Origin of the sequence: Providencia sp. PROV073, assembly GCF_033688125.1 — a bacterium.
GTDB classification, from domain to species: Bacteria; Pseudomonadota; Gammaproteobacteria; order Enterobacterales; family Enterobacteriaceae; genus Providencia; species Providencia hangzhouensis.
Genome location: NZ_CP096353.1, coordinates 3,911,917 through 3,934,921 on the forward strand (window position 1 = coordinate 3,911,917; position 23,005 = coordinate 3,934,921).

Genomic DNA, 23,005 nt, shown 5'->3' on the forward strand with positions numbered 1-23,005 from the left:
TTTAATGGCTAATAAAATAAAGTGAATGGCTATGCCATAAAAGCCAATCATTGGGATAATGACGAACCGCATTTTCAATGATGGCTGGCATTTGAGTTGCAACATCTTTTGCTGCAACAGGCGGATAAACCTTGATTTGTAAACCATTTTGGTAGTACAGATGATAAAAAACTACCTGTGCCGAAATCGCACTGGACAAACGCACAACACCATTGTGTAGCTTTGCTGCACGGTTAAATAAGTGGCACGATAATTTGCTCGACGCCCCTTCCTCTGTTTGAACCGTGTAATCAGGGGTAATATCAGGGAAAACAATCATATTTTTTTGCCCTGCCGCCGTTTCTGTCATCGCAGTCATTAATTGGCTAGCTAATACTTTATTTCCCTGATGAATAGAACAATAAGATAAATTCACCTGGCCTAACTCACGTGCCGAAGCGTTATACTTTTGCTGCTCTGCGCTCGACGAAACCACCACCGTTGCATTCCCAGGAGTCACCCCCGCCCCAACCATGGTGGCTAAAACATCAGAAACCATATGCAACGGAGCAAGTACAACGGGTTTATTTTGTTGGTGTAAGGGCGCAACGACGCTATCAAGTTCAAGTGTACAAACTCGAACTTGCGCCATGATTTTTTGGTTTTGTCCCCATGTGGCTGCCTCTTCCAAAATGAAGCGTCGAACGGCTATCCAGCCCATATTAATATGCCCTTTCGTTTCCATTAAACTACGAAAGTTTTCCGTGGCGACTTTATTCCGATTACGATATTGACGACCTAATAAACCTACACGACATAATAAATTAGAAACAAATAATACCGATGTGATATAGCCTCGGCGCAATAACAACCGTAAAAAGGCAAGTCCACTATGATTGAGTTTTTGATATCCTTTTTTAAACGGCATCAAACAGTTTTTCGCTGTAAATACCGTCCAGACAATGAAAAACCGGATCACCGTAACTCCTTATTACTTTTATCTAATAACTCAAGCATATAGGCAGTAAAGTCTGCAAAATCACGGTCTTGGTAAACAACATAGCGTTTATTGATAATAAAGGCAGGTGTTCCAGTAATTTGATAAAATTTGCTAATTTCAAGCATATTTTTTAGACGTTCTTGAACGGCTTGGCTTTCACTGGTGTTTAGGTATTGGGTTGAATCAATATTATGCCGTTTTAACCATTGGTTTAAGACATCTTTATTAGCTAAATCAAGCTTATCGTTGATAACGGCAGTATAAAGATCCTGACGTAATTGAGATTCCCCCCCCATCTCTTCCAATGTCGCAAAAATAGGCGCATAGGCAGCCAGTCCCATATTATTATCCATGGCTAAATGAACGACTTTAAAGTTGACATTCTCAGGGAGTGTTTTTTCGAATTGGCTGACATTGTCATGATTTACTGCACAATAATGGCAACCATAAGAAAGGACTTCTATGATGCTATTATTTTCTTTTATTGGACTCAACAGAACTTGTTCACTATTAAATTCAATAAAAGAAGAGCCTTGTGCATCATCATTTGAGAAAGTATTAAAAACAAAAATATGATAGAACAAAACCGTCATGAGTGAAGAAGCAATAATAACAAATAGAGTATAAAGTGTGATAGTTATTGGTTTAAAACGAGTATTCATAACAGTTAATTCCATTCAGGTACGAAAAATACATGGGGATAACTCCCCATGTATCAATTAATAAAAATTAAATTTAATACTATGGAGCTGTTACATCACAGTTTGATGCACCAACAGCTTTCGCTTTGTATGTTTTGTTACCGTGCTTATCAGTACAAGTCGTTACTAATTGGCAAGATTTAACACCACCAACAGTGATGCTCTCGTAAGAATCAGTACAAACTTGTTTTGTTCCACCAACTACAGCAGCAGCTTCGATAGCATTTAACTTTTTCATGTTATTTCCTTTAATATAGATTTTAATTAATAAAACGCCCTATTTATTGATAATTAACACCAATAAATCCTTTAGATTTTTAATTAACACACGAATTACCACGTGAATAATTAAAAATTCAATCCTTCTAATTTCTCATTATTATCAAATAAAAAAATCGCTTTTCCTTTGACGCTTTTTGCTTTCTCTTTCTCACCTAATTCATTTAAAACAAGAATCCAAGAAAAATAAACATTAATATCTGGGCAAGAACGAGAATAGCTTTCTGCCCAAGACGAAAATAAATTCAAGTAATAGGGGTTCTGTGTCTCGTTATAGCGTAACAAATACCCCATATTGAGATCCAATTTATAACGATCATTGATTAAGTAATATTTCCACTCGCTATAATCGGGCTCATTCATAGAAAGAAGAAACTGTTGCCCTGTTTTTTCGATATACGTTAAATATTGCTGCGTTTGCAAAGTAAAATACAGCAACCCCATGGATAACAAACCACCTAACGCAATAATTGTTTTCGAACAATACCCTACAATTTTATTTAAATGATATTTTTTAGTTGGAATATCGGCACAACGTATTAGTAGTATCAATACCACCCCATGAGGTATTGATAGCCACAATGGAAACTCTGTCATCATATGAAAAACAATTGGTAACGCAATAACTAAAAAAACATAATTATTATTTTTATTTTTTAATGAAGAATAAAGTAGATACCCACTACCAATAATAACTAACAATATCGCAGCAATGCCAACTACCCCACCTTCAACCATCCAACGTAATATCTCATTATGTGGATGTGATATGACCCTTTCACTGGTTCCAAGTAACCCACCACCAAAGCGCTCTAAAAATACAGATTCAAAACTACCAACACCCGTACCAAATAAAATATTTTCACTAAATAAATATAAACTATGCTGCCATAACCCCCATCTAATGTGCGATGTCTGTAATTTACTTTCAGAAAAGTCAGAAATATTAAAACCAATTTTTATTCCATAGCCAATAATAAGACCGATAACAATCGATATTAAAGAATAAAAAATATATTTACGATGATACTTTGCAAAAAAATAAAAAACAATAACAATTAATAATAAATTTAAATATCCAGTTAATGATTGAGACAATGGCAATACCACGCTCATTAAAACGAGACTCACAATAATAATGGCTGACGCATACCATGTGACAGTTCTCATTAAAATAAACATACCTATTGCACTGGCAATGCCAACACAAATAAAACTAGAAAGAACATTAACTTGTTGGAATACGCCATATGGCCTATCCCCTGATATCGGAAAAAAATTAAAAATTTGTGCTATTGAAAATAGGCTCTCAATAATAGCAGAAAATAATATACTGCAAACAATTATTTTCAATACAGTTTCTGAAATATTTATTTGCAGTAAAGCTTGATAAAGAAATAACGCGCCCAATAACCAATATGCTGTCAAGTATGCATTAAACTGGTAATCTTTAGGCGCAAAAAAACACAAGCCTAATAATAAGACCAATCCAATCGTAATATAATTACTCGACTTAGAGTAATATAAGCTTGAATTTTTAATTTGTGTAATACTAACCACTACAATAAAAAAAGCAATAAAAAAACCACTAATTATATTGAATGGTAATGACAAACCTGTTCCGCCCATATTCGGCAGATAAATATGCAATATAATGCCAAAAAATATAACGACAAAACTTAAAAGAACCCATGGATAACGTTCTTTTTTATTATCTTTAATTTTGATTGCAAACATCATGTTTTCATTCGTTATTGATAATTTAATGTATAGTACGCAGTACTATAAAAATTCCCATAGGTAATCGTTTGGTTAATTCTCGCTTCAGGCTCAGCCTCGACATAAGCCTTAAATTGAATTTCCGTATTATTTGTTGCCAGATTTTGTGCTAATGATGGCGTATTCAATTCTATGGGTGTTTCATTTAAGTTTAATAACCCAATACCGATTCCGCTAGCTTCACTTTGGTCACTAATCGCAAGATGGTCAGGAAGATTCTTATTTTCAATTCCATTAAAAGTCACTGTCACCGATTTAAATATGGTCGTATTACAATTCGTTAAATGGATTGAGAAAATTAAAGGTTTCGACTTACCTTCTTTATAAAGGTCTTTAACCGAAATTTGTTGAAAATCAACAGGGACCTTCTCACTTCCCGGCGCTATCTGACATGGCGTAGCAATAACCATGCCTCTGAATGAATAGCTTCCCATATTAGTTGGGATCACACTCGCACTCATCGGCCCCGAGACTAATAAATATAAGCCAATCGACAATAAATATTTTGTACGCTTTATCTGATTATTATTTCGCATGATCGGCCTCATTGGAATTCAGCAAGGATTGTCCCGGTACTTGTAAATTCACCTTCTTCCACACTACTACCAGGCGCAGCTATTGGCGCAGCCGTTAAGTTCCAGGTACCTTGGTTATTAATAAAGTCAGGCACTTGGTATGCTTGATTCGGTTTTACCAATGTACCCGCCACATTATCAGTCACCACAATGCCAAGATTTGTGCGTTTCACACCGTTTTTTAACGTACCGAAATAATCAGGGTTAAAATCCGCACTGCCTGACGCCCCCGGTAAGAGTGACAGCTTGATATTTAAATCACCTGTCGTAAAACTTCCACCGGTACATTTAACTGGGATCTTAAAGGGCTGAGCATAATTAATTCCATTTAACTGTTCACTCGTATTTGCTACATCAAGAAAATCAATATTAATTGGGTTACCTTCATTAATCGTACACTCATCAGCAACCGTGATGATCCCTGCTCCTAAAACAACCCGAGTTGAAGGGATTGGCGCATAAGCTGTACTGCCATTCGCTGGGCTGCCTTTTTTGGCAAAAACCTGTACCAGCTCAGCTTGGTTGATGGTAATGCCATTAATAATCGGTTTTTTCAGCCTAAACGTGATTGTCCCACTCGACCCTGTCCGTAGCTCGACGCCATAGTCACGGCTATTAACACTCGGTGGTGTACACTCTATTGGGTCAGATCCCCCATTCCACATATCCTTCACTGGGACAGTAACTTTCTGACCAACCCTTCCCCCTATTTGAATTTCAACTTTTACATCAAAATATTCATTAAGGTTCAGGTACCCTGGGTTTTGCATTGATGTAGGAATGGTTGACATTAAATCAAATGTCATTCCTGAATCAGGATCTGAATTTCCAGGACCTCCTGGCTTCATATAACTTTGGCAGTAAATATCGAAAAAAGGCCAGTTACCCACATCAAAATTGAATACTGTTTCAGCATCTTTCTCATTGACCAGTAGCTGATTATTCATTGTCGCTTCGAATGTGTAAGTCCCCCCATCAGGTATAGCGGAGCCGTGAGGAAAGCCTAAAGCAGATAACGGCATTAACCCTATTGTGAATAGACCGGCCACAATAGTCATATCTTTTAGTTTTTTGTTGTTGGATACAAACATGGTTATAAATACTCCAGTTTTAGCCTAACTAATCCGCTAAAAGTTCCCGCTGAAACAGACTGTGCTGTAGATTCCAATGAGGCATTAAGTGTAATGTTGTTATCACCAGGTTTGATCACCCATGAACTTGTTGGCTGATTGACCATTAAGTTTTGATGATCTTTACTGGAAATACGTAATCCTGCGCCTCGAACATCGCCTGTAACTCGCACAAGATCAGGGTTAAAAAAATCCGTATCTCCCGCAATACTCAATGAAACTGCGCTTTCTCCCGTCAAGTAATAACGCTGAGCATTTTGAGTTGCCTCTCCAGCAGCATTCACAAATGACTTGGATGCCCCGCGTTGGCAATCTTTGAGCCGAATATTAAATGCAACAGGAGTACTTCTATCGCCAATGCGGTGAAATTCTCTGGCATTGATGTCACCTAAATCGACATACTGCTCTTGTGTTTCTAATTCAAGAACACAAGGTGATGCATAAACGCTTCCTGTCAAATGCACAGTACTATGTACGTCTAGCAATGTTTGGCGAGACAGCTTTTCATCCGCAATTTCTGCAACTGCGGAGAAACTTCCTAATCCCAATAACACGATCCCTAAGCACCTAATGTTCATATCAATACTCCTAGCGAATCTGTTGCTCTGGTGGTAACGCTTTACACGTATTTCCGCTACAACTGTATTTAAGTTCTGGATGACCACCATAATCATTCACATACATCATGGTGAAACTCTCGCCTGAACTATTGACCTTAATATCGAGATGCGATTTAGGGGCAATCATCACCCCTGGGAAATCGGTTAGTTTTTTTCCACCTTCTGCCACTGGTTTATTATTAAGGCTAATAATGGTTACAAAATAAGGTGTTGGGTTTTCAGCACGCCAGTTATTTCCCTGTTTATAAAATATGACTTGGTCTTGCCAAACCGCACTTCTAGATTTAGGAATAATGGCTGTCGGCCGATAAAATAATTTAATACGCGATTGCATCGCTAACTGTAAAACATTCGGTTTATCGGGTTTTGGCGGAACTTCGCGCACATTTAAATAAAATAGACTTTCACGATCTTGAGGTAACTTATCTATCTCGGCTGTTTTTGAAACACGAGCAACCCCTTTTTGCCCCCCATTAATGCGCTGTAATGGTGGCAATACAACTAATGGCGATGTAATTTTTTTTCCATTGGCATCTTCAACCCATGACTGAGCAAGAAAAGGAATACTTGAGCTGGTGTTTGATAAATTAGCACTCGCAGAATTTTCATCGCCTGTAATAATCAGTCGCGTTCTATCCAGTGAAATACCTGCATATGATTGCCCTACGCCAACCATCATAACTAGCAAACCACCTACCCATTTATTTATACGAATCGCCATTTTCTCTACCTTATAGAATACTTTTTCAAACTGTCATTACATTATTGGCAAGGCAGCAAAACTGACATGCCCGAATTTATTTTTTCAGGCAGTTGAATTTTACATTGCGCTTTTCCACCCCAAGATACTGTTAACGTTTCTTTAGGATTTACTGCCATCAAGTACGCCAACCCATTTTCCATTAACATGGCAATGTTAATTCCATCCGCGTTTGTCACATCAGCACCAAACGGAGGTACCGTATCGTTATAACGAATGGTGGCAATGAGCTTTTCACCTTGTGCAACATCAAATCGCTGATAACCGATTGCCCCTTCTGTTAATGTCGAGGTTGCGATCGCCTTATTGGTATCAACGTTATTTTTTAACTTATCGACATCAATACGTGTGTCGAAGCTGTAATAGCTGACAATATCAGGCACAACAGAGATACCAGCCCAGTTAGTTCGCGTTTTTTCATGGTTAAACGGCACGCCACCAACACCGTTGGTATCGACCATAATTCTTGCTGTATCCGTTGTACCGGTGCTGTTATGCAATGCAGCACCATGCTTAGTAGCAGTGAAGCCACCGCGCAATGTCCCGTTGATCGATGCCGTTTGTCTTTCTTGATAGCTCACATTGGTATTAACTTCAGCAAGTTGCGTCCGTTTTTGATAATATCCATCAAACCGGACGCGATCATCGCTGCTTCGGCCGGCTCTAACTCGCCATAAATTATTCGTATCCCTGTTATCACTGTAAGACAGCATATGGCTGGTCTTACTACCACTATTTTGCAAGTCGTATCCAGCCCAACGGCTATCACCAACAGGCACTGAAATCGAAAGTGAAATGCTATCGTCACGTCGACCTCGATAGTCAGAACGGTAAGCCGCAATATTGGTTGAGACACCATTGATGCCCATTAGACGAAATGTTCGCCCCACGGATAAGCCATATCTATCTTGAGATGTTTGGTCCCAAAAGGTCTGATGGGTATAAGTTAAGAATACTGTCGTTCTCCAATCAGGATCATCCGCCCAAAAAGTTTTATTCCCTGTAACGGTATACATCTCTTTTTGACGGCCAATACCCAGATATTTGTTTTCACGCTCATCTAAATATTGCGACAGCGTTCTAAACTTATCCTGCGAGAAGCGGTAACCCGCAAAAGTAATCGTACTGTTAAGTTCATCAAATGACTTTGAATAACTCAGACGATAAGAAGAACCCGTTTGTGTGTTATCACCCGGCATTCGGCTAATGGATTGTGTGATATCTGCAGAAAGTGCACCAAATATAGATAAATCGCGCCCTAACCCAGCAGATATTGCAGTGTAATCCCTACCCGCAAAAAGTAGGCCGCCAATGAGTGACCAGTTATTGCTCAGCCCCCAAGAGAAATCTCCCGTGGCAAACATTGGCCCCTCAGGCTTGTGATTAAATCGAGATGGCTTACCGACCGAAGCGTTGTAACGCACATAACCCGGGCGAGTTAAATAAGGGATATTTGCCGTATCAACTTGAAAAGTCGATACCTCGCCGTCATCACCTTCAACTTTGACATCCAAGGTTCCACGGATTGAGCTTTGCAAATCTTGAATACTGAATGGCCCCGCAGGTACCGTCGTTTCATAAACGACACGCCCAGCTTGAGTCACAACAATTTTTGAATTGCTTTTCGCGATACCATTAATCTGTGGTGCATATCCTCGTAGATTCGGCGGTAACATACGTTCATCACTGGCAAGGTTAAAACCAGTGAAGCGAATCGTGTCAAAAACCTGAGAACTTAGATAAATTTCACCCAGTGTCAGCTTAGCCGCCATGTGGATCAGAGGACGATATGCATAAAACTGGTTCCAATCGAATTTTCTATCGCCACGCTCGTTATAATTAGCTTGATAATCAGCTCTAAAACGCCATGCCCCCAAGTTAAATCCCGTTTGGCCATATGCTGATAATGAGTGTTTATTTGTATGTGTCGTCAAAGAACGAGAAACTGACCCGGTCAGGTTATAATCAAATATAAGGCCTGAAACCCCAGAATCCCAACGCTCAGGCGGCACCCAACTAGGATCGGAATATTTCATCCATGCCTGTGGAATAGTGATATCCAGTTTGCCTTCATGATTATTAATTTTAACGCCTGAAATAGGTAAAATATTTGAACATTCAGGGGATATGGCTTGGATTTTTTTTAACGCATCTTCTTTGAGCGCTAACATTTCAATTTGCTTAGGGGTAAAACAAACTAATGATTTTTCACTATCGTGAGGATCGGTAATATAAGTGACCTTCTGCTGAGACAATGATTGTCCATTAATATAGAGATCTAATAAATATGTCCCAGGAAATACGAAATTATCTTTAGAGAATCGAGTTAAATCAATATTGTTACGGTCACCAACATCTAATACGTCAACATTAAACTCAACAAGATCATTTGCAGACATATTTGGTGAATAGCAAAGTACTGCAATATATATTGCAAATAGTTTTTTTATATTATTTATATTTCCATTTAAAATAATCATTTTAGTTACTCAGTATTCACTCATTAGGCTAGAGATTTAGCTCAATTCTCTTTTATATGTAATTATTATTAGCTTTAGAAATAATCCATTCTAAACCTTAGAACTCCAGCGAAATCACCTGCCTTAATATGCTTTTGATAAGCAACTAAAATTGCAGTAAAATCTAATCTATTGCGCCCTTCTAATAATGTGTAATCCGGCATTTTTCTATTAAGTTTAAGTATTTCGCCGTGAGAGTCTCTAAACTGAATTCCAAACCCCTCTGAATCGCCGCTTACTTGTAAAAGTTGATCATCATTAACAGATGTTCCCATCATGGTTATTTGCGCGCGTGATGCACTACCTTTATCATTAGAAGGCAACGTACATCCAACGAGCTTTATAGCAAAATTCTTACTCACCAGCATATTGACTTCAGGAGTGATCTCTCGGGCACTGATTTCACCAAAATTAACCCAAAGTTCTCGGCTTTCAGGATCAATCGTACATGAGGCTTCTATTAATTCACCTTGCATTACAATATCACCGGGGGTGTTATTGGCGGTCATTCCCCAACTTAATAGAGGCCATAGCAAACTAGAGCCTAGTGCTATTTTTGCAACCCGAATAGTCATGGATAATACCATTTAGTTATTGGTAGATTTTATTAATGCGGAGTATTTAACACTCCGCATCTTGGTATAAAATCAATTACAAATTATTGGTAATCAATTTTAAAATTGATGGTTGAATCAAAGCTACCTGGAGTTACTGCATTAGATGCATTATCAGATTTTAAATAAGCAACGAATGGAATTGCAGTTTTACCATCAGTTAAATTAACTGCTGTAGAAGCTTGTCCCCAAACAACATCTTTATTTCCATTGTCTCTTAAACCGATACCAGCACCACTTGCAGTACCTGAAGTGAACGCCGCTAATGTATTATCATTAGGGTTAATAGTTGATGGTGTATAAGTTACAGTTGCAGTTTGTGCAACGGTAGTATCACACCCTTGCAGAACGATATCTTTCTTGATATTACCTGCACGCTCACCATTTTTTAAATTAGAAACAGGGATCTGATAAAAGTTTACTTTTACAGGACTTGATTCTTCACTTAAACCACAAGCAGAATTCACTAATTCACCTGAAAATTCGATAGTACCGTTAGTAGGTGTACCAGTATAAGCAGCCATTGCTGCGAACGAAGCAAAGCCTGATGCAAATACAGCACCCATTACAAATTTATTCAATTTCATGATTATTTAATCCTGTATAATACTCGTATAATGTATGTTTCGCCAAATAGTTGTTAATAACAACTTTAGATAAAAATAATCATTATTTTTAATTAAATTAATGATTATTTTTAATAAAGTTATCATATATACAAGTTATATTTACTGATTACACTTTGTAAAATAGGTTAGATTTTTATTAACTGAATTAACGCCACATTTTTTTAGTGTCTTTATCTAAGATAGCAAAATAATTATTTTCATTTTTTATAATACATTGTAATCTTTCATTATCGTATCTATCTATTACATGATTAAAAAGGTCTCTCCATGACTTATTGAATATCAAAAGGATTGTGTCCATCATTTCAAATGTCAGTTTTGTTTTTCCCGTTTCATATCGAGATATCTGCTGTTGACTAATATTCAATCTTTTTGCCAACTCTTCCCCTGTTAAGTTTCGCTCTTTTCTAATTCCTCTCAGATACTGCCCTATTTCTTTATTTATCTCATTAGAAAAATAAGTCATTTAATTTAACCTTTATATTAAAAATTAATTATAGGCACCAATCTGAACCATAGATACCGTCCTAAAATTTTTGATTATTATATGTCTGATTATTTATTTTGTATAATCGATAGAGCAAATTGATTACTATTAAAAACATTTATCGCTCTATTAATATAGGAGAAATGTAACAAAAAAAAATCACACTTAAATTAATAATATAAATAACAGTATGTTATAGATTAAAAACCAAAGCTTACCACCCAAAAAATTACATTTTGATACACTTAAAAATATTAAAACATATTTTTTACTAATGAGATGTATTTTATGGTTAAATTTCAACCACGAAATACAACTTAAAAAAGTAGATTTACTCAGATTTTGTGTTTGTAAATTATATGAGATTTTTTTAAGATTTATCTTAACCTTGTTATTTATAAACACCAACAAATTAATTATAAATTACCGTAAAATTTATAATCGAAATTATATACCACAGAAATCATCACTAGCACCCAATAAATTCCAACACAGTCTAAAAATCAGGGGATTTATTACACTAATAATGAGTATTAAGAGATTATATTTCACACATGTAATTTTGTGCTTTGATAAAGTGAATGCCTAATACTGAGAAACTTCAGTACTGGCATTAGATAATATCAGGTAGGAATACAATTAAAGAACGTAAACCTTTATTAAGATTTTATTCGTTGTGTTTGCTGGCTCCGCATGCGATAAGTAAACGCACTTCCCACGATGGCTAAATAGATAAATGGTTCAGGCGTTAAGGTTTTTAATGACAAAGTATAGTGGCAAAGCGCCAATATGAGCGTAGGGTAAAGCAGCATATGAATTCTTTTCCACCATATGCCCAAATAAAGACGTATACGGTTGAATGAACTGACTGCCATCAACAATAAACACAACCAAGCTATCGCGCCAATCACTAAATAGAGCCGCGAAAAAATCTCTTCGAAAAATAGCACCAAATTATTTATGCCAATTTCCAGTAATAGATAACTACTTAAATGCAGCACAGCCCAGAAAAAACACCATAACCCCAGTAATTTTCGCGTCTGAAACAAGGCAGTAAATCGCAATAATTTCGCAACCAGTGGGATCAGTACAATAATAACAAGCAAACGTAAAGCAGCTATTCCTGTAAAATGTTGGATATCTTTGGCAGGGTCGGCTCCAAGCCGTTGGGTATCGACTAAAAAAATCAGCCATACCAAAGGGAGCAAAGCAATAAGATGAAAGCTCCCTTTGGTTAATCCAACAATGAACTTATTGTCTTGGGGCATCAATAATATCTCCGCAAATCCATTCCTTGATACAAACTTGCCACTTGTTCGCCATATCCATTAAACAACAATGTTGGCTGGCGGGTCACTTGGCCTAAGCCCCCAGCACCAATAAAACGCTCGGTGGCTTGTGACCAACGAGGATGGCTTACATCTGGATTCACATTGGCAAAAAAGCCATATTCGCTCGGCGCTGATAAATTCCATGTCGTGTCAGGCATTTGCTCAGTAAGGCGAATTTTAACGATAGATTTAATCCCTTTAAAGCCATATTTCCATGGTACGACCAACCGGATCGGTGCTCCGTTTTGGTTGGGTAATGTTTTTCCATAAACGCCGGTCGCCAGCAAAGTCAGTGGATTCATAGCTTCGTCTAAGCGTAGCCCTTCAACATAGGGGTACGATAAACCACCACCAATATAACGACTTTTTTGTCCTGGCATTTGTTCTGGTGCGTAGCGTGTTTCAAAAGCCACATATTTAGCTTTGCTAGTGGGTTCGACTAAAGCCAATAATTTCGCTAAAGGAAAGCCAACCCATGGAATGACCATCGACCAAGCCTCAACACAGCGCATGCGATAGATGCGCTCCTCTAAGGGAAACTTAGTGTTTATGTCATCTAAATTAAGCGTCAGGGGACGATTCACTTCGCCATCTATTGTCACCGTCCACTCATCCGTGACTAAAGTATGGGCATTCTCGGCAGGATCGGATTTACCGAGCCCAAATTCATAAAAATTATTATAACCAATCACTTTATCTTCAGGGGTGAGGGTTAAAGATGGCTGAAACTCTTCAGGTTGAATAAATGTCAGAGGTTTTCTTGGCGTCATCGGAGGTGTTGGCGTATCGTCATTGAACCAAGAAAACAGCCCTGCATTAGCCGTCGTCGCAACGGTTAAACCTGCAGCTCCAATGCCTAAAGCCTTAAGTAGCTGACGGCGTTTCATAAAAAAGAGGGTTTCATCCGTGATTTGAGATGCGGGAATTTTAGGTAACTTTTTCATCATGCGCTCCATAGCAAAAAGGATATGAAATTAGTTATACCGAAAGTACGACAAAAGTGGCTGACAGTAAGATGACAAATTTGTCATCTTACTTAATTGTAGGAAATTTCAGGGTAATGGTACTGGTTCCTGCATGGTGTTCAAAACTCGCTGATCCGCCATGTAATCCGACTATCGCTTTCACAATCGCTAACCCGAGTCCTGTTCCCTCTGTCGTTCGAGCATTATCCCCGCGCCAAAAACGGGTGAAAATTTCATCACTATTTTGTAGAGGTTCACCTTGGTTAGTAATTTTAATTTCTCGCTGTTGCGGCAGCGCAATAATTTGGGTAACGACGCGAGTGCCTGAGTGAGAATATTTAATCGCGTTGGAGACAATATTCACTAAAACTCGGCTGAGTAATACTGGGTCAGCATCCAGAGTCAGGGATGAGGGCTCACAATACAGCTCAATCTGTTTTTCTTCTGCATAGGCAGAAAAGAGTTCGTAAACATCGTTAACTAACGTATATAAGGAAAGTTTTTCTCGATTTAAGGTAATATTTTTATTTTCCGCACGGGCAATAAACAAAGTACTTTGGATCATTTGTGACAGTTTATCGAGCTCTTCAATATTACTGACTATCATCCCTTCATATTCGCTAACACTGCGCGAGCGCTGAAGTGTAATTTCATTTTGTACCCGAATCGCATTAATTGGGGTTCTCAACTCATGCGCCAAGTCATCAGCAAATTGAGTAAGTTTGACAAAATCATGCTTTAACCGCTGGCGCATCGTATTCATTGATTCGCCCAGCTCTTTTAGCTCTTGTGGTAGCTGATCAATATCGATTGGATCATTTAATGCATGAACGTCTGTTTTGACCGTTATCTGGCTCAATGCTTGAATGTCGGATAACCCTTTTTTCAACAGCCATAAGCTAAGTAGCCCCATCAGCAAAATTGAGAGGACAGAAATCACCACACTTTGGGTAAGATATTGAGCCAACACGCCACTACGGTCGACAGAAACTTTACCAAGCACCACATGGAGCGACCCTATTGGAGAATTCATCGAAAAATAGACCGCAGAAATAGGGATGCCTTGAGCAGTTTGCCAATGGTTAATGGCATTGATGTTTAGCTGCTCAAGATTGACTAACTGAAGAGGTTGGGAGCCCAATAACTCGCGATTGGTTGTGACCAATATTTGCCCTGCTGCATCAGAGATTTGGATCAAGTCTTGGCGCATATCCATCATGCTTTGGAAATACATGGGAAGTGTTTTGATATCAATGCCACCAGCGATGAGTTTGGCAAGCTGCTCCGCACGGTTAACCAGTAAATTATTATCTTGTTGAGATAGTTCATTTTTGAGTGAATGATACAAAATCCATGTCACCACTCCAGCATTAGTAACCATAAGAATGATAAACAGAGAAATAAGTTTGAATCGAAGTGATTTCTTTTTCATTCTATTGGCCTATTTAAACGGTATCCCATCCCTCGAATGGTTTCGATGAGTTTAACGTCAAATTCATCATCGATTTTTTTTCTCAATCGACGGATAGCCACATCAATAATATTCGTGTCACTTTCAAAATCGATGCCCCAAACTTCGCTAGCAATTAAGGTTCTAGGTAAAATTTCATCGCAATGTAGAACGAAAAACAGCAATAAGGAAAACTCTTGCCGAGTTAAGGTGATTTTCTTTCCAGCACGCTCAACATCGTGGCGAGTTAAGTCGATTTTTAAATCCGCAATAGTTATGGTGGTTGAGGCTGGCTGGTTAATTTTTAATTGGTTTTTAACCCTGGCTAATAATTCAGAAAACGAAAACGGCTTAACGAGATAGTCATTGGCACCAAGCTCTAAACCTTTAATTCTGTCATCAACGGCATCCCGCGCAGTGAGGCAAATCACCGGTATGTTTTTAGCTGTGCGTAAGATTTTTAAAATTTCCCAGCCATTCATACCAGGCAGCATGATATCGAGGATCACCAATTGATAACTGTTTTCTAAGGCAAAATAGAGACCATCGCGACCATCATTAGTCACATCAACGAGAAAACCCGCTTCTTCTAACCCATTTTTGACCCACACTTGGGTTTTTAGGTGATCTTCAATTAATAGTATTCTCATAGGAACCTAATAGTGACTTTATTTGACTTAACTCCATTTCATCTTAAAGAAATTTTCCCTTTAAAGAAACGGGTAGGAATTTAACCATAAAATACTCGGAGAAAGACAGCGGGAAAAAACAACATGGGGCCATTAAAAGCAACTCGTAGAATGGTGAGTGGGCCGGCACGAAAAATGGAAATTAGCTGCTTTCATCGACGAGTAAGTATTGTTTCGTAGGCAAATAATCCCTTTTCCCTCGCATTTATAACACAGAATAAAAATTGATTAACCAAATATAAAACTTTAGTTAATTAGTCTTCAATTACCGACTTGGCGGATAATAAATAATTTTTTATTTCACTCATAGAATAAAGGCATTATATTTATCTAAAAAAATTAATGTGTTAGGTCGATTAATTTAGATATGATTGACCTTTTTTGACTAAATAGGGAAACGTTCATGTCCACTCGTAAGTATTTAACTCAACAGGAAATATCTCGACTTTTAGCTGCTTGTCATTTGTCGCGACATCCCGAACGTAATTCTTGCTTAATTTATATGTGCTTTATACATGGTCTAAGGGCAAGCGAAGCCCTATCGCTAAAATTATCTGATCTTAACTTAGAAAGTAATGAACTTTATGTACACCGTTTAAAGAATGGTTTTTCAGTTAATCACCCACTGATTGATGAAGAGATCCCACTCATTAAAGCTTGGCTAAAAATTAGAAATACATGGAAAGGGAAAGAAAGCCAGTGGTTATTCTTATCTGAAAGAGGGACTGCCATGACTCGCCAGCGCTTTTATCAACTTTTTTCACGACTTGGCGAGCTAGCTGAGCTGACCCTAGGTATTCATCCCCACATGTTACGACATGCATGTGGTTATGCATTAGCGGATAGAGGTGCCGATACGCGTTTAATTCAGGATTATTTGGGGCATACGAATATACAACATACCGTACGATACACAGCAAGTAACCCTGCAAGATTTCGGGGAGTGTGGTAAGAAAGGTGCTATATGGTGGGATAAAGGCGCTAAAAGAGTTGTCAAAATGCACCAAATTGACAAACGTAATGAATTAGGTGCATCTTAAGTTAAATGAAAATACACGTCAAATACGTAGCGTGTAAATAACGCTATGTATACATTACTAAAAATAAGTACATTCCATTATTAGAAGATCATTGAATTTATTAATTTTTTCACACATTCAAACTCTCCATGCCACTTCAAACTTACACATTGTAATATTCTGAAATGCTTTATTTGGAATAATTAACTAATAATTTTAAAAATAAAATACAAAATTAAAATTATTCATTCATTAATGAAATATTTAACTAACAATATACAACTATTGTCAATTTGGTGCATTTTGACAACAGTTAAATTAGTAAATCATTCAGTTTCGTGAGGAAGATTTTATGCAATCTAACTTATCTCCTAAAGAAATTGTCGGGGGTAATATATATAAAGCCCGCCGAGCAAAAGGATTAAGTGGCTCTGAGTTAGCTGATTTACTTTTATGCTCTCAGCAACATGTTTCACGTATTGAGCGCGGAGTTATTCGACTACACCTAGAGCAGATTAAGCAAATTGCGAACTCGCTTGATATTGATATTAATTGTTTATTAGATGGTGTTGGATTTCAAAATAACTCAGTAAATTATATCCATAATATGGAATGTTATTTTAAAGCTGAAGGATGGTTTTCTGGATCTAGTCAATTTATGAAATAGGTTTAACCTTATGTCAGAAAATATAATAAAACCAACATTTAATATTATTGTAGGAAAAAAAATAAAAAAACACAGAAAAGAAATGAAATTAACTGCTGAGGAACTAGGGAGATATATTGGCGTAAGCCAGCAGCAAATTTCCCGTTATGAATCAGGAGTTAACCATATTAACATTGATTTTTTATCTCAATTATCTGAGTTATTTAAAGTACCAATTCAAGTTTTTTTAATAGAAGACTAAATATATTTTTTAATTATTAACAATTCAATTTCATTTTTAGTATTTGATTTTTTAAATCAAATACTAGTGCTTTGCTTTTTTCCAGTTCATTGCAAATAGAGTGTCTGCAATGAGCAATGAAAACTGACACTCATTCTTTACTTAACAATAAACATAGGACTTTATATTCATGAAAATGAAATCTATTGCAATGGCAACTTTTATGGCTCTGGGATTAGCTTCTGCAGCAAACGCAGCAGATCAAGGCCACGGTAAAGTAACGTTCAAAGGCGCTATTATCGATGCTCCATGCTCAATCTCTCCTAGCTCAATCGACCAAACAGTTGAATTAGGTCAAATTTCTAACATGGCATTAGTTGATGGCGGTAAATCAACTCCACGTCCATTCGAAATCACTTTAGAGAACTGTGATATCACTAAACTGACTAAAGGTGTTCAATTAACCTTTAGTGGTGCTGCTGCATCTTTCGACAATACCAATAAAACACTGGGTATTGTTGGTACTGGCGCAGGCGCTGGTGTTCAGATCACTAATGGTAGCGGCAATGTGGTGACTTTAGGAACAGCAGCACCATTCCAACAAATTCAAAATGGTAACAACACACTGAATTTCGCTGCTTACTTAAAAGGTAATGGTGGCGATATCGACACTATCACTGCCGGTGACTTTAGCTCAGTAGCGGATTTCACTCTGTCTTACGAGTAATTCATCTTGAGCCAACAAATTAATTTGTTGGCTCATTCCGACTGAATTGGGTGTAAGAGAGGGAGCAATGAATAATTCGATAACCAGTGGAGTGTTTTCATTGATCTTAAGTATAGGCACGTTGACTGCGGTATCAACTGCATATGCTCAAGGCTCAGTGAGTATGAATGGAAGCATTATTGAAACAGCATGTGCAATTGATGTCGGCAGCCGTGATCAAACTATTGATATGGGAAGTATTGCGCTGACTCAAATTCGCCGTGATGGGCAAGGACCTGCTCGCCCTTTTGTTATCCGATTAGTGAATTGTGTTCTTGAACGCCAAAATCCTGACAAACCGAATTGGCAATACTTTCGCGTAACATTCGATGGCTCCCATGACAGGGGGTTATTTGGTGTGAACGGACAAGCTCAAGGTGTTGGATTACAAATTCAACGTGAGGGAGATGGTGAAATTGCCATACCTGGCCAAGGAATGTCAGTGAGCTCCCTAACAGCTGGAACAAAAGATCTCACCTATCGGCTACGGTTGGTGGCGAATAACCGCCCATTGGCATCAGGCCAATACTACAGTCAATTACGTTTCAAACTGGATTATGAATAGTCGGTTCCTCTTATAAATGAAACTCCCCTTTGTAGGATGAGCTTCGTGAGCGAAATGACATTACGGATAAAAGAACGCAAAAGAAGGTCGAGATGATGACCCTGAATTTCATTCACACGCCTGTGTTACAGATAACTCGGCCTTGCAGATTAGGGCTTTTAGTCGCGTTGGCTATTAGCTTTGGTGGTCACGCATCCGATATTAAATTTAATATGGATATGCTAGACGTCAATGATCGTAACAACATTGATCTAAGCCAATTTGCGCGTCCAGGCTATCTCATGCCTGGTGAATACAGTTTTACGGTTTTCTTAAACAAGCAAAGCATGCCGGAAGAAACTGTCTTTTACTATGCACCTGAAGGTGAGTCGAATGAAAGCCTCCCTTGCCTGAGCCCTGCTTTAGTTGAAAAATTCGGTATCAAACCTGAATTGATGTCGACGTTAAAGTGGTGGCACGAAGGACAATGTTTATCGCTTGAAAGTTTACCCGGAACTGAAGTTAAAGCCGACCTTGCAACTTCGGCTATGTATATTAGTTTGCCGCAAGCCTACCTCGAATATACCGCTGAGAATTGGGATCCTCCTGCACGCTGGGAAGAAGGATTACCCGGCGCATTGTTTGATTACAACTTAAATGCACAAGTGGGACAACAAACCCGCTCAGGACAACAAACCAACTACAGTACCAGCGGTAATGGGGTTGCTGGCGTTAACTTGGGTGCTTGGCGTGTTCGTGCTGACTGGCAAATGCGTATTGATAAGCAGCAAGGGCAAAGCACGACCACATCACTAGATTGGACTCGTTATTATGTCTACCGAGCAATCAAATCCTTAGGCGCAAAACTCACCTTAGGTGAAGATTATTTAACCTCTGATATTTTTGATAGTTTCAGATTTACAGGGCTTAGCCTGATTACCGATACCAATATGCTACCACCTAATCTACGTGGATACGCACCAGAAATTACTGGGGTAGCAAAAAGTAATGCAACCGTCATCGTGAGCCAACAAGGACGCATTATTTATCAAACTCAAGTCGCTGCGGGCCCATTCCGTATCCAAGACCTAAATGATGCATTAGCTGGGCAAATCGATGTTGAAGTTAAAGAACAAGACGGCTCAACACAGACTTTCACTGTAAATACTGCAAGTGTTCCGTATTTAACACGCCCGGGGCAACTGCGTTACAAATTAGCCGCAGGGCGCCCAACAAATTGGCGCCATCATGTTAGTGGCGATACCTTTGCAAGTGGCGAATTCTCTTGGGGGGTTAACAACGGCTGGTCACTGTATGGTGGTGGAATTGGTGCAGAAAACTATGCATCCGCGGCTATAGGGATTGGTCGTGACTTAATGGTATTCGGCGCATTGTCATTCGATATTACTCATGCTCGGGCACATTTAACCAACTTAGGTGATATTGGCAATAAAACGTATCGCGGGAGCTCGTATCGTTTAAGTTACTCTAAACGTTTTGATACTTATAACAGCCAAGTGACATTTGCAGGATATCGATTCTCTGAGCAAGGTTTTATGAGTATGTCTGAGTATTTGGATGCGCAGGAAACAGGTGCACGCCAATACAACAGCAAAGAAATGTATACCATCTCTTATAACCAACAATTTTCAGAGTTAGGGCTAAGTGCATTCATCAATTATTACCATCAAACCTATTGGGATCAACCGGATAACGACCGCTATAGTATTTCGTTAGCTCGCTATTTTGATATTGGGAAATGGAAGAATCTTAGCCTCAACTTGACGGCATATCGAAATCGTTATCGTGAAAACAATGATGATGGCGTATACGCATCACTCACAGTGCCTTGGGGTGAAAAAAGTTCCATTAGTTATAACAGTAGCTGGGATAAAAATGATAACTCACAGCGCGTGAGTTACTACAGCACCATCGATGAAAGAAATAACTATCAGTTAAGTACCGGATGGGCACGTTCAGGTGCACTTGTGAGCGGCTATTACACTCATCAGGGAGACTTAGCACAGCTCAACGCGAACGCAACATACCAACAAGACCGTTATCGATCTGCGGGGTTCTCTTTACAAGGTGGTTTCACCGCAACGGAGAAAGGTGCCGTACTGCATCGTGGTAGCCAAATTGGCGGTACTCGCATATTTGTTGATACCGATGGAGTACCTAATATCCCATTACGTGGTTACGGCTCGATTGTGCGCACTAACCGCTTTGGACAAGCCGTTATTAGTGACGTGAATAGCTATTACCGTAACCAAATTAGCGTTGATTTGAATGCATTACCAGATGAAGCGCAAGTGTCTCAATCTATAAAGCAAGGCACTTTAACGGAAGGGGCAATTGGCTACCGTCAATTTGATGTTGTCGCAGGAAACAGTGCGATGGCGTTGTTAAGGCTGTCGGACAATAGTACACCACCTTTCGGGGCAATTGTCTTAAACGGTCGTGGTCAGCAAGTCGGTATGGTGGGTGATGATGGAAATACCTATCTCACTGGTTTAAACGCAAAAGATACCTTGCAAGTTCGTTGGGATGACCAAGTGCAGTGTGAAATCACACTCCCTGGTACCTTGCCAGAAGATGAATATTTACAGGCAAGCTGGTTATTACCGTGCCACAAACCGGGAGCAAAAGCCACATCGCCAGCGACCATAAAAACACAATCAGCGAGTCGTGCATTAGAAGCAATGCCGAGAGCATCAGAACTCGTTGTGCCTGTTGTTGAAAGAACAGCGCCAAAGGAGTCAAGCCGCTGGTTACAAAAATAATAAAAATGAGTGGTACGCAAAGAGCGATGAGTGCTCCTTAACCATAGAAGATAACAATATGATGAATAACATGATGAAAAACAAATTGATGAACAAAAAAAACGCCCATAAAGCAGTATTCGCATTGGCTGGTGTTGTGTTGATTTCAACAACGCTATCTTCTGCTCAAGCGGCAGTTGCCTTAGACAGAACTCGAGCGATTATTACGGGAGACGAAAAATCGATCAGTTTAAACATCAGCAACGAAAACAAACAATTACCTTATCTCGCTCAAGGTTGGGTGGAAAATGAGAAAGGTGAAAAAATAAGCGACCCATTTACGGTATTGCCACCGGTACAGCGTGTTGAGCCGGGGGCAAAAAGCCAAATCAAAATCCAAGCTCTGCCAAGTGCCGCTTCTCTGCCGCAAGACAGAGAATCGGTGTATTACTTTAATTTGCGTGAGATTCCACCGAAAAGTGATAAACCCAATACGCTGCAACTGGCATTACAGACACGTATTAAATTGTTTTATCGACCAAAATCAATCATTCCAACACGTGAACAAATGGATAATCCATGGCAGGAAAAAGTGACTCTTACGCGTCAGGGTAACCAGTATACGATTAATAACCCAACTGCCTATTACGTTTCTTTTGTCGATGCTGTCCCCAACAAAAATGGGCAGACAGTCGCAGGGTTTGAGCCCGTAATGGTTGCACCCAAAAGCAGCAAAGCACTGAACGTCAGTGCAGACGCATTAGGTAATAAACCTGTGCTGACCTATATCAATGATTATGGTGGTCGCCCAACACTGTCGTTTACATGTCAGGGAAATAGCTGCCATGTGGTACCTGAAAAAAAATAGACTGATCTGAAATGCGCGATGAGATAGCAGGAGAATATCATGGCAAACACAAGCAGGATGCTCCGTTATGTGGGCTTAGGAAGTTTAGCGCTGAATTTATTCAGTAGCATGGCGATGGGAACAGCCCTAAATAAAGTTGATAGCTGGGATGTAGATGGTTCACATGGCACGCTATATGTCCATGGGGCCTTGACGGAAAGTGCTTGTCGTTTAGCAATGTCATCAGCATATCAAACTATTAATTTAGGTACTGTGGGAACCGGACAGCTTCAGCATGTCGGGCAAACAGGTAACCCTGTTGCGATTGAACTGCGTTTAGAAGATTGTCTAAGTGGTGAAAGCCGCAGCCGTACTGCACAGGGGAATCTTTTGTGGAGCCAACAAATGCCTTCAATGAAGATCCGCTTTTTGGCTCCTATAGATACTCAAGACCCGCGCTTGGCAGCTGTTATCGGTGTTCAGGGGATTGGCCTGCAATTAAGTGATGCAGCGCGTTCACCAATTAACTTAGGTGAGTACAGTACACCACAATTGGTTTCACCTGGGCAAAACCAATTAACTTACTATGTAACGCCAGTACGTACCTCTGCTCAACTAAATGCTGGAGCTTATCAGGCGTTAATTAGATTCCAGGTAAGTTATGAATAGGGGC

General features: G+C 39.0%; 24 protein-coding genes. 8 read left to right on the top strand and 16 right to left on the bottom strand.

All coding sequences use genetic code 11. From position 1 onward, the window contains the following. Position 1 precedes the first annotated feature (1 nt). The 16 genes from M1F17_RS17900 to M1F17_RS17975 all read right to left on the bottom strand — a co-directional run bounded on the left by M1F17_RS17900 (position 2) and on the right by M1F17_RS17975 (position 15,468). Positions 2–958, bottom strand: coding sequence for an ABC transporter (locus tag M1F17_RS17900; protein WP_036958073.1), 957 nt, complete (start codon positions 956–958; stop codon positions 2–4). After that, positions 955–1,641 (bottom strand): DsbA family protein, encoded by a 687-nt coding sequence (locus tag M1F17_RS17905; protein ID WP_318837095.1) that lies wholly within the window; start codon positions 1,639–1,641, stop codon positions 955–957. Before M1F17_RS17905 ends, M1F17_RS17900 begins: the two co-directional genes overlap by 4 nt. A 79-nt stretch (positions 1,642–1,720) precedes the next feature. Continuing rightward, the gene (locus M1F17_RS17910) at positions 1,721–1,918 is read right to left on the bottom strand and encodes a DUF4762 family protein (RefSeq protein WP_004259555.1); all 198 of its coding nucleotides are present in this window, start codon (positions 1,916–1,918) and stop codon (positions 1,721–1,723) included. Positions 1,919–2,028: 110 nt separating this feature from the next. Next, on the bottom strand, positions 2,029–3,699 hold the full coding sequence (locus M1F17_RS17915) for an O-antigen ligase family protein (RefSeq protein WP_318837096.1): 1,671 nt from the start codon (positions 3,697–3,699) through the stop codon (positions 2,029–2,031). A gap of 11 nt (positions 3,700–3,710) precedes the next feature. Further along, positions 3,711–4,274, bottom strand: a complete 564-nt coding sequence (locus tag M1F17_RS17920; RefSeq protein ID WP_226617009.1) for a fimbrial protein — start codon at positions 4,272–4,274, stop codon at positions 3,711–3,713. 8 nt (positions 4,275–4,282) lie between these two features. Further along, positions 4,283–5,404, bottom strand: coding sequence for a fimbrial protein (locus M1F17_RS17925; RefSeq protein WP_094962365.1), 1,122 nt, complete (start codon positions 5,402–5,404; stop codon positions 4,283–4,285). Between the two features lie 2 nt (positions 5,405–5,406). Beyond that, positions 5,407–6,021 carry a fimbrial protein gene (locus M1F17_RS17930; protein WP_004259573.1) on the bottom strand — a complete coding sequence of 205 codons (615 nt, stop codon included), beginning with the start codon at positions 6,019–6,021 and terminating at the stop codon, positions 5,407–5,409. A gap of 10 nt (positions 6,022–6,031) precedes the next feature. Beyond that, on the bottom strand, positions 6,032–6,784 hold the full coding sequence (locus M1F17_RS17935; RefSeq protein ID WP_004259578.1) for a molecular chaperone: 753 nt from the start codon (positions 6,782–6,784) through the stop codon (positions 6,032–6,034). 41 nt (positions 6,785–6,825) lie between these two features. After that, positions 6,826–9,303 carry a fimbria/pilus outer membrane usher protein gene (locus tag M1F17_RS17940; RefSeq protein WP_144140505.1) on the bottom strand — a complete coding sequence of 826 codons (2,478 nt, stop codon included), beginning with the start codon at positions 9,301–9,303 and terminating at the stop codon, positions 6,826–6,828. 74 nt (positions 9,304–9,377) lie between these two features. After that, positions 9,378–9,917 carry a fimbrial protein gene (locus tag M1F17_RS17945; protein ID WP_004259587.1) on the bottom strand — a complete coding sequence of 180 codons (540 nt, stop codon included), beginning with the start codon at positions 9,915–9,917 and terminating at the stop codon, positions 9,378–9,380. Positions 9,918–10,000: 83 nt separating this feature from the next. Further along, a complete protein-coding gene (locus M1F17_RS17950; RefSeq protein ID WP_004259591.1) occupies positions 10,001–10,543 on the bottom strand; it encodes a fimbrial protein in 543 nt (180 codons plus the stop codon). Between the two features lie 187 nt (positions 10,544–10,730). Next, positions 10,731–11,051, bottom strand: coding sequence for a helix-turn-helix domain-containing protein (locus M1F17_RS17955; protein ID WP_004259596.1), 321 nt, complete (start codon positions 11,049–11,051; stop codon positions 10,731–10,733). Positions 11,052–11,731: 680 nt separating this feature from the next. After that, complete coding sequence (locus tag M1F17_RS17960; protein ID WP_004259599.1) at positions 11,732–12,340, bottom strand: sulfite oxidase heme-binding subunit YedZ; 609 nt, start codon at positions 12,338–12,340, stop codon at positions 11,732–11,734. Beyond that, on the bottom strand, positions 12,340–13,347 hold the full coding sequence (gene msrP, locus M1F17_RS17965) for a protein-methionine-sulfoxide reductase catalytic subunit MsrP (RefSeq protein WP_036958075.1): 1,008 nt from the start codon (positions 13,345–13,347) through the stop codon (positions 12,340–12,342). Before msrP ends, M1F17_RS17960 begins: the two co-directional genes overlap by 1 nt. 88 nt (positions 13,348–13,435) lie before the next feature. Beyond that, complete coding sequence (locus M1F17_RS17970; RefSeq protein ID WP_144140503.1) at positions 13,436–14,800, bottom strand: heavy metal sensor histidine kinase; 1,365 nt, start codon at positions 14,798–14,800, stop codon at positions 13,436–13,438. Further along, positions 14,797–15,468: a heavy metal response regulator transcription factor gene (locus M1F17_RS17975; protein WP_004259607.1), complete on the bottom strand. Its 672-nt coding sequence runs from the start codon at positions 15,466–15,468 to the stop codon at positions 14,797–14,799. The genes M1F17_RS17970 and M1F17_RS17975 overlap by 4 nt, the downstream gene beginning before the upstream one ends. Positions 15,469–15,910: 442 nt before the next feature. On the opposite strand from M1F17_RS17975, the gene M1F17_RS17980 reads away from it, so the two are divergent. The 8 genes from M1F17_RS17980 (at position 15,911) to M1F17_RS18015 (ending at position 23,001) form a co-directional block, all read left to right on the top strand. Beyond that, the gene (locus M1F17_RS17980; protein WP_014657972.1) at positions 15,911–16,459 is read left to right on the top strand and encodes a tyrosine-type DNA invertase; all 549 of its coding nucleotides are present in this window, start codon (positions 15,911–15,913) and stop codon (positions 16,457–16,459) included. 419 nt (positions 16,460–16,878) lie between these two features. Further along, positions 16,879–17,193 (top strand): helix-turn-helix domain-containing protein, encoded by a 315-nt coding sequence (locus M1F17_RS17985; RefSeq protein ID WP_004259612.1) that lies wholly within the window; start codon positions 16,879–16,881, stop codon positions 17,191–17,193. A 10-nt stretch (positions 17,194–17,203) separates the two neighbouring features. Beyond that, the gene (locus M1F17_RS17990; protein ID WP_110591112.1) at positions 17,204–17,434 is read left to right on the top strand and encodes a helix-turn-helix domain-containing protein; all 231 of its coding nucleotides are present in this window, start codon (positions 17,204–17,206) and stop codon (positions 17,432–17,434) included. Between the two features lie 169 nt (positions 17,435–17,603). After that, positions 17,604–18,140, top strand: a complete 537-nt coding sequence (locus tag M1F17_RS17995) for a fimbrial protein (protein WP_004259621.1) — start codon at positions 17,604–17,606, stop codon at positions 18,138–18,140. A 67-nt stretch (positions 18,141–18,207) separates the two neighbouring features. Then, positions 18,208–18,744: a fimbrial protein gene (locus tag M1F17_RS18000; protein WP_004259625.1), complete on the top strand. Its 537-nt coding sequence runs from the start codon at positions 18,208–18,210 to the stop codon at positions 18,742–18,744. A gap of 92 nt (positions 18,745–18,836) precedes the next feature. Next, the gene (locus M1F17_RS18005; RefSeq protein WP_318837097.1) at positions 18,837–21,506 is read left to right on the top strand and encodes an outer membrane usher protein; all 2,670 of its coding nucleotides are present in this window, start codon (positions 18,837–18,839) and stop codon (positions 21,504–21,506) included. A 73-nt stretch (positions 21,507–21,579) separates the two neighbouring features. After that, the gene (locus M1F17_RS18010) at positions 21,580–22,353 is read left to right on the top strand and encodes a fimbria/pilus periplasmic chaperone (protein ID WP_409418040.1); all 774 of its coding nucleotides are present in this window, start codon (positions 21,580–21,582) and stop codon (positions 22,351–22,353) included. A gap of 39 nt (positions 22,354–22,392) precedes the next feature. Continuing rightward, positions 22,393–23,001, top strand: a complete 609-nt coding sequence (locus M1F17_RS18015; RefSeq protein WP_004259635.1) for a fimbrial protein — start codon at positions 22,393–22,395, stop codon at positions 22,999–23,001. Positions 23,002–23,005 lie beyond the last annotated feature (4 nt).

Bases quoted from the DNA above. Each gene is read 5' to 3' on its own strand.
- M1F17_RS17905 (WP_318837095.1), bottom strand. From the start codon at position 1,641: ATGAATACTCGTTTTAAACCAATAACTATCACACTTTATACTCTATTT.
- M1F17_RS17910 (WP_004259555.1), bottom strand. From the start codon at position 1,918: ATGAAAAAGTTAAATGCTATCGAAGCTGCTGCTGTAGTTGGTGGAACA.
- M1F17_RS17915 (WP_318837096.1), bottom strand. From the start codon at position 3,699: ATGATGTTTGCAATCAAAATTAAAGATAATAAAAAAGAACGTTATCCA.
- M1F17_RS17920 (WP_226617009.1), bottom strand. From the start codon at position 4,274: ATGCGAAATAATAATCAGATAAAGCGTACAAAATATTTATTGTCGATT.
- M1F17_RS17925 (WP_094962365.1), bottom strand. From the start codon at position 5,404: ATGTTTGTATCCAACAACAAAAAACTAAAAGATATGACTATTGTGGCC.
- M1F17_RS17930 (WP_004259573.1), bottom strand. From the start codon at position 6,021: ATGAACATTAGGTGCTTAGGGATCGTGTTATTGGGATTAGGAAGTTTC.
- M1F17_RS17935 (WP_004259578.1), bottom strand. From the start codon at position 6,784: ATGGCGATTCGTATAAATAAATGGGTAGGTGGTTTGCTAGTTATGATG.
- M1F17_RS17940 (WP_144140505.1), bottom strand. From the start codon at position 9,303: ATGATTATTTTAAATGGAAATATAAATAATATAAAAAAACTATTTGCA.
- M1F17_RS17945 (WP_004259587.1), bottom strand. From the start codon at position 9,917: ATGACTATTCGGGTTGCAAAAATAGCACTAGGCTCTAGTTTGCTATGG.
- M1F17_RS17950 (WP_004259591.1), bottom strand. From the start codon at position 10,543: ATGAAATTGAATAAATTTGTAATGGGTGCTGTATTTGCATCAGGCTTT.
- M1F17_RS17955 (WP_004259596.1), bottom strand. From the start codon at position 11,051: ATGACTTATTTTTCTAATGAGATAAATAAAGAAATAGGGCAGTATCTG.
- M1F17_RS17960 (WP_004259599.1), bottom strand. From the start codon at position 12,340: ATGCCCCAAGACAATAAGTTCATTGTTGGATTAACCAAAGGGAGCTTT.
- msrP (WP_036958075.1), bottom strand. From the start codon at position 13,347: ATGAAAAAGTTACCTAAAATTCCCGCATCTCAAATCACGGATGAAACC.
- M1F17_RS17970 (WP_144140503.1), bottom strand. From the start codon at position 14,800: ATGAAAAAGAAATCACTTCGATTCAAACTTATTTCTCTGTTTATCATT.
- M1F17_RS17975 (WP_004259607.1), bottom strand. From the start codon at position 15,468: ATGAGAATACTATTAATTGAAGATCACCTAAAAACCCAAGTGTGGGTC.
- M1F17_RS17980 (WP_014657972.1), top strand. From the start codon at position 15,911: ATGTCCACTCGTAAGTATTTAACTCAACAGGAAATATCTCGACTTTTA.
- M1F17_RS17985 (WP_004259612.1), top strand. From the start codon at position 16,879: ATGCAATCTAACTTATCTCCTAAAGAAATTGTCGGGGGTAATATATAT.
- M1F17_RS17990 (WP_110591112.1), top strand. From the start codon at position 17,204: ATGTCAGAAAATATAATAAAACCAACATTTAATATTATTGTAGGAAAA.
- M1F17_RS17995 (WP_004259621.1), top strand. From the start codon at position 17,604: ATGAAAATGAAATCTATTGCAATGGCAACTTTTATGGCTCTGGGATTA.
- M1F17_RS18000 (WP_004259625.1), top strand. From the start codon at position 18,208: ATGAATAATTCGATAACCAGTGGAGTGTTTTCATTGATCTTAAGTATA.
- M1F17_RS18005 (WP_318837097.1), top strand. From the start codon at position 18,837: ATGATGACCCTGAATTTCATTCACACGCCTGTGTTACAGATAACTCGG.
- M1F17_RS18010 (WP_409418040.1), top strand. From the start codon at position 21,580: ATGAAAAACAAATTGATGAACAAAAAAAACGCCCATAAAGCAGTATTC.
- M1F17_RS18015 (WP_004259635.1), top strand. From the start codon at position 22,393: ATGGCAAACACAAGCAGGATGCTCCGTTATGTGGGCTTAGGAAGTTTA.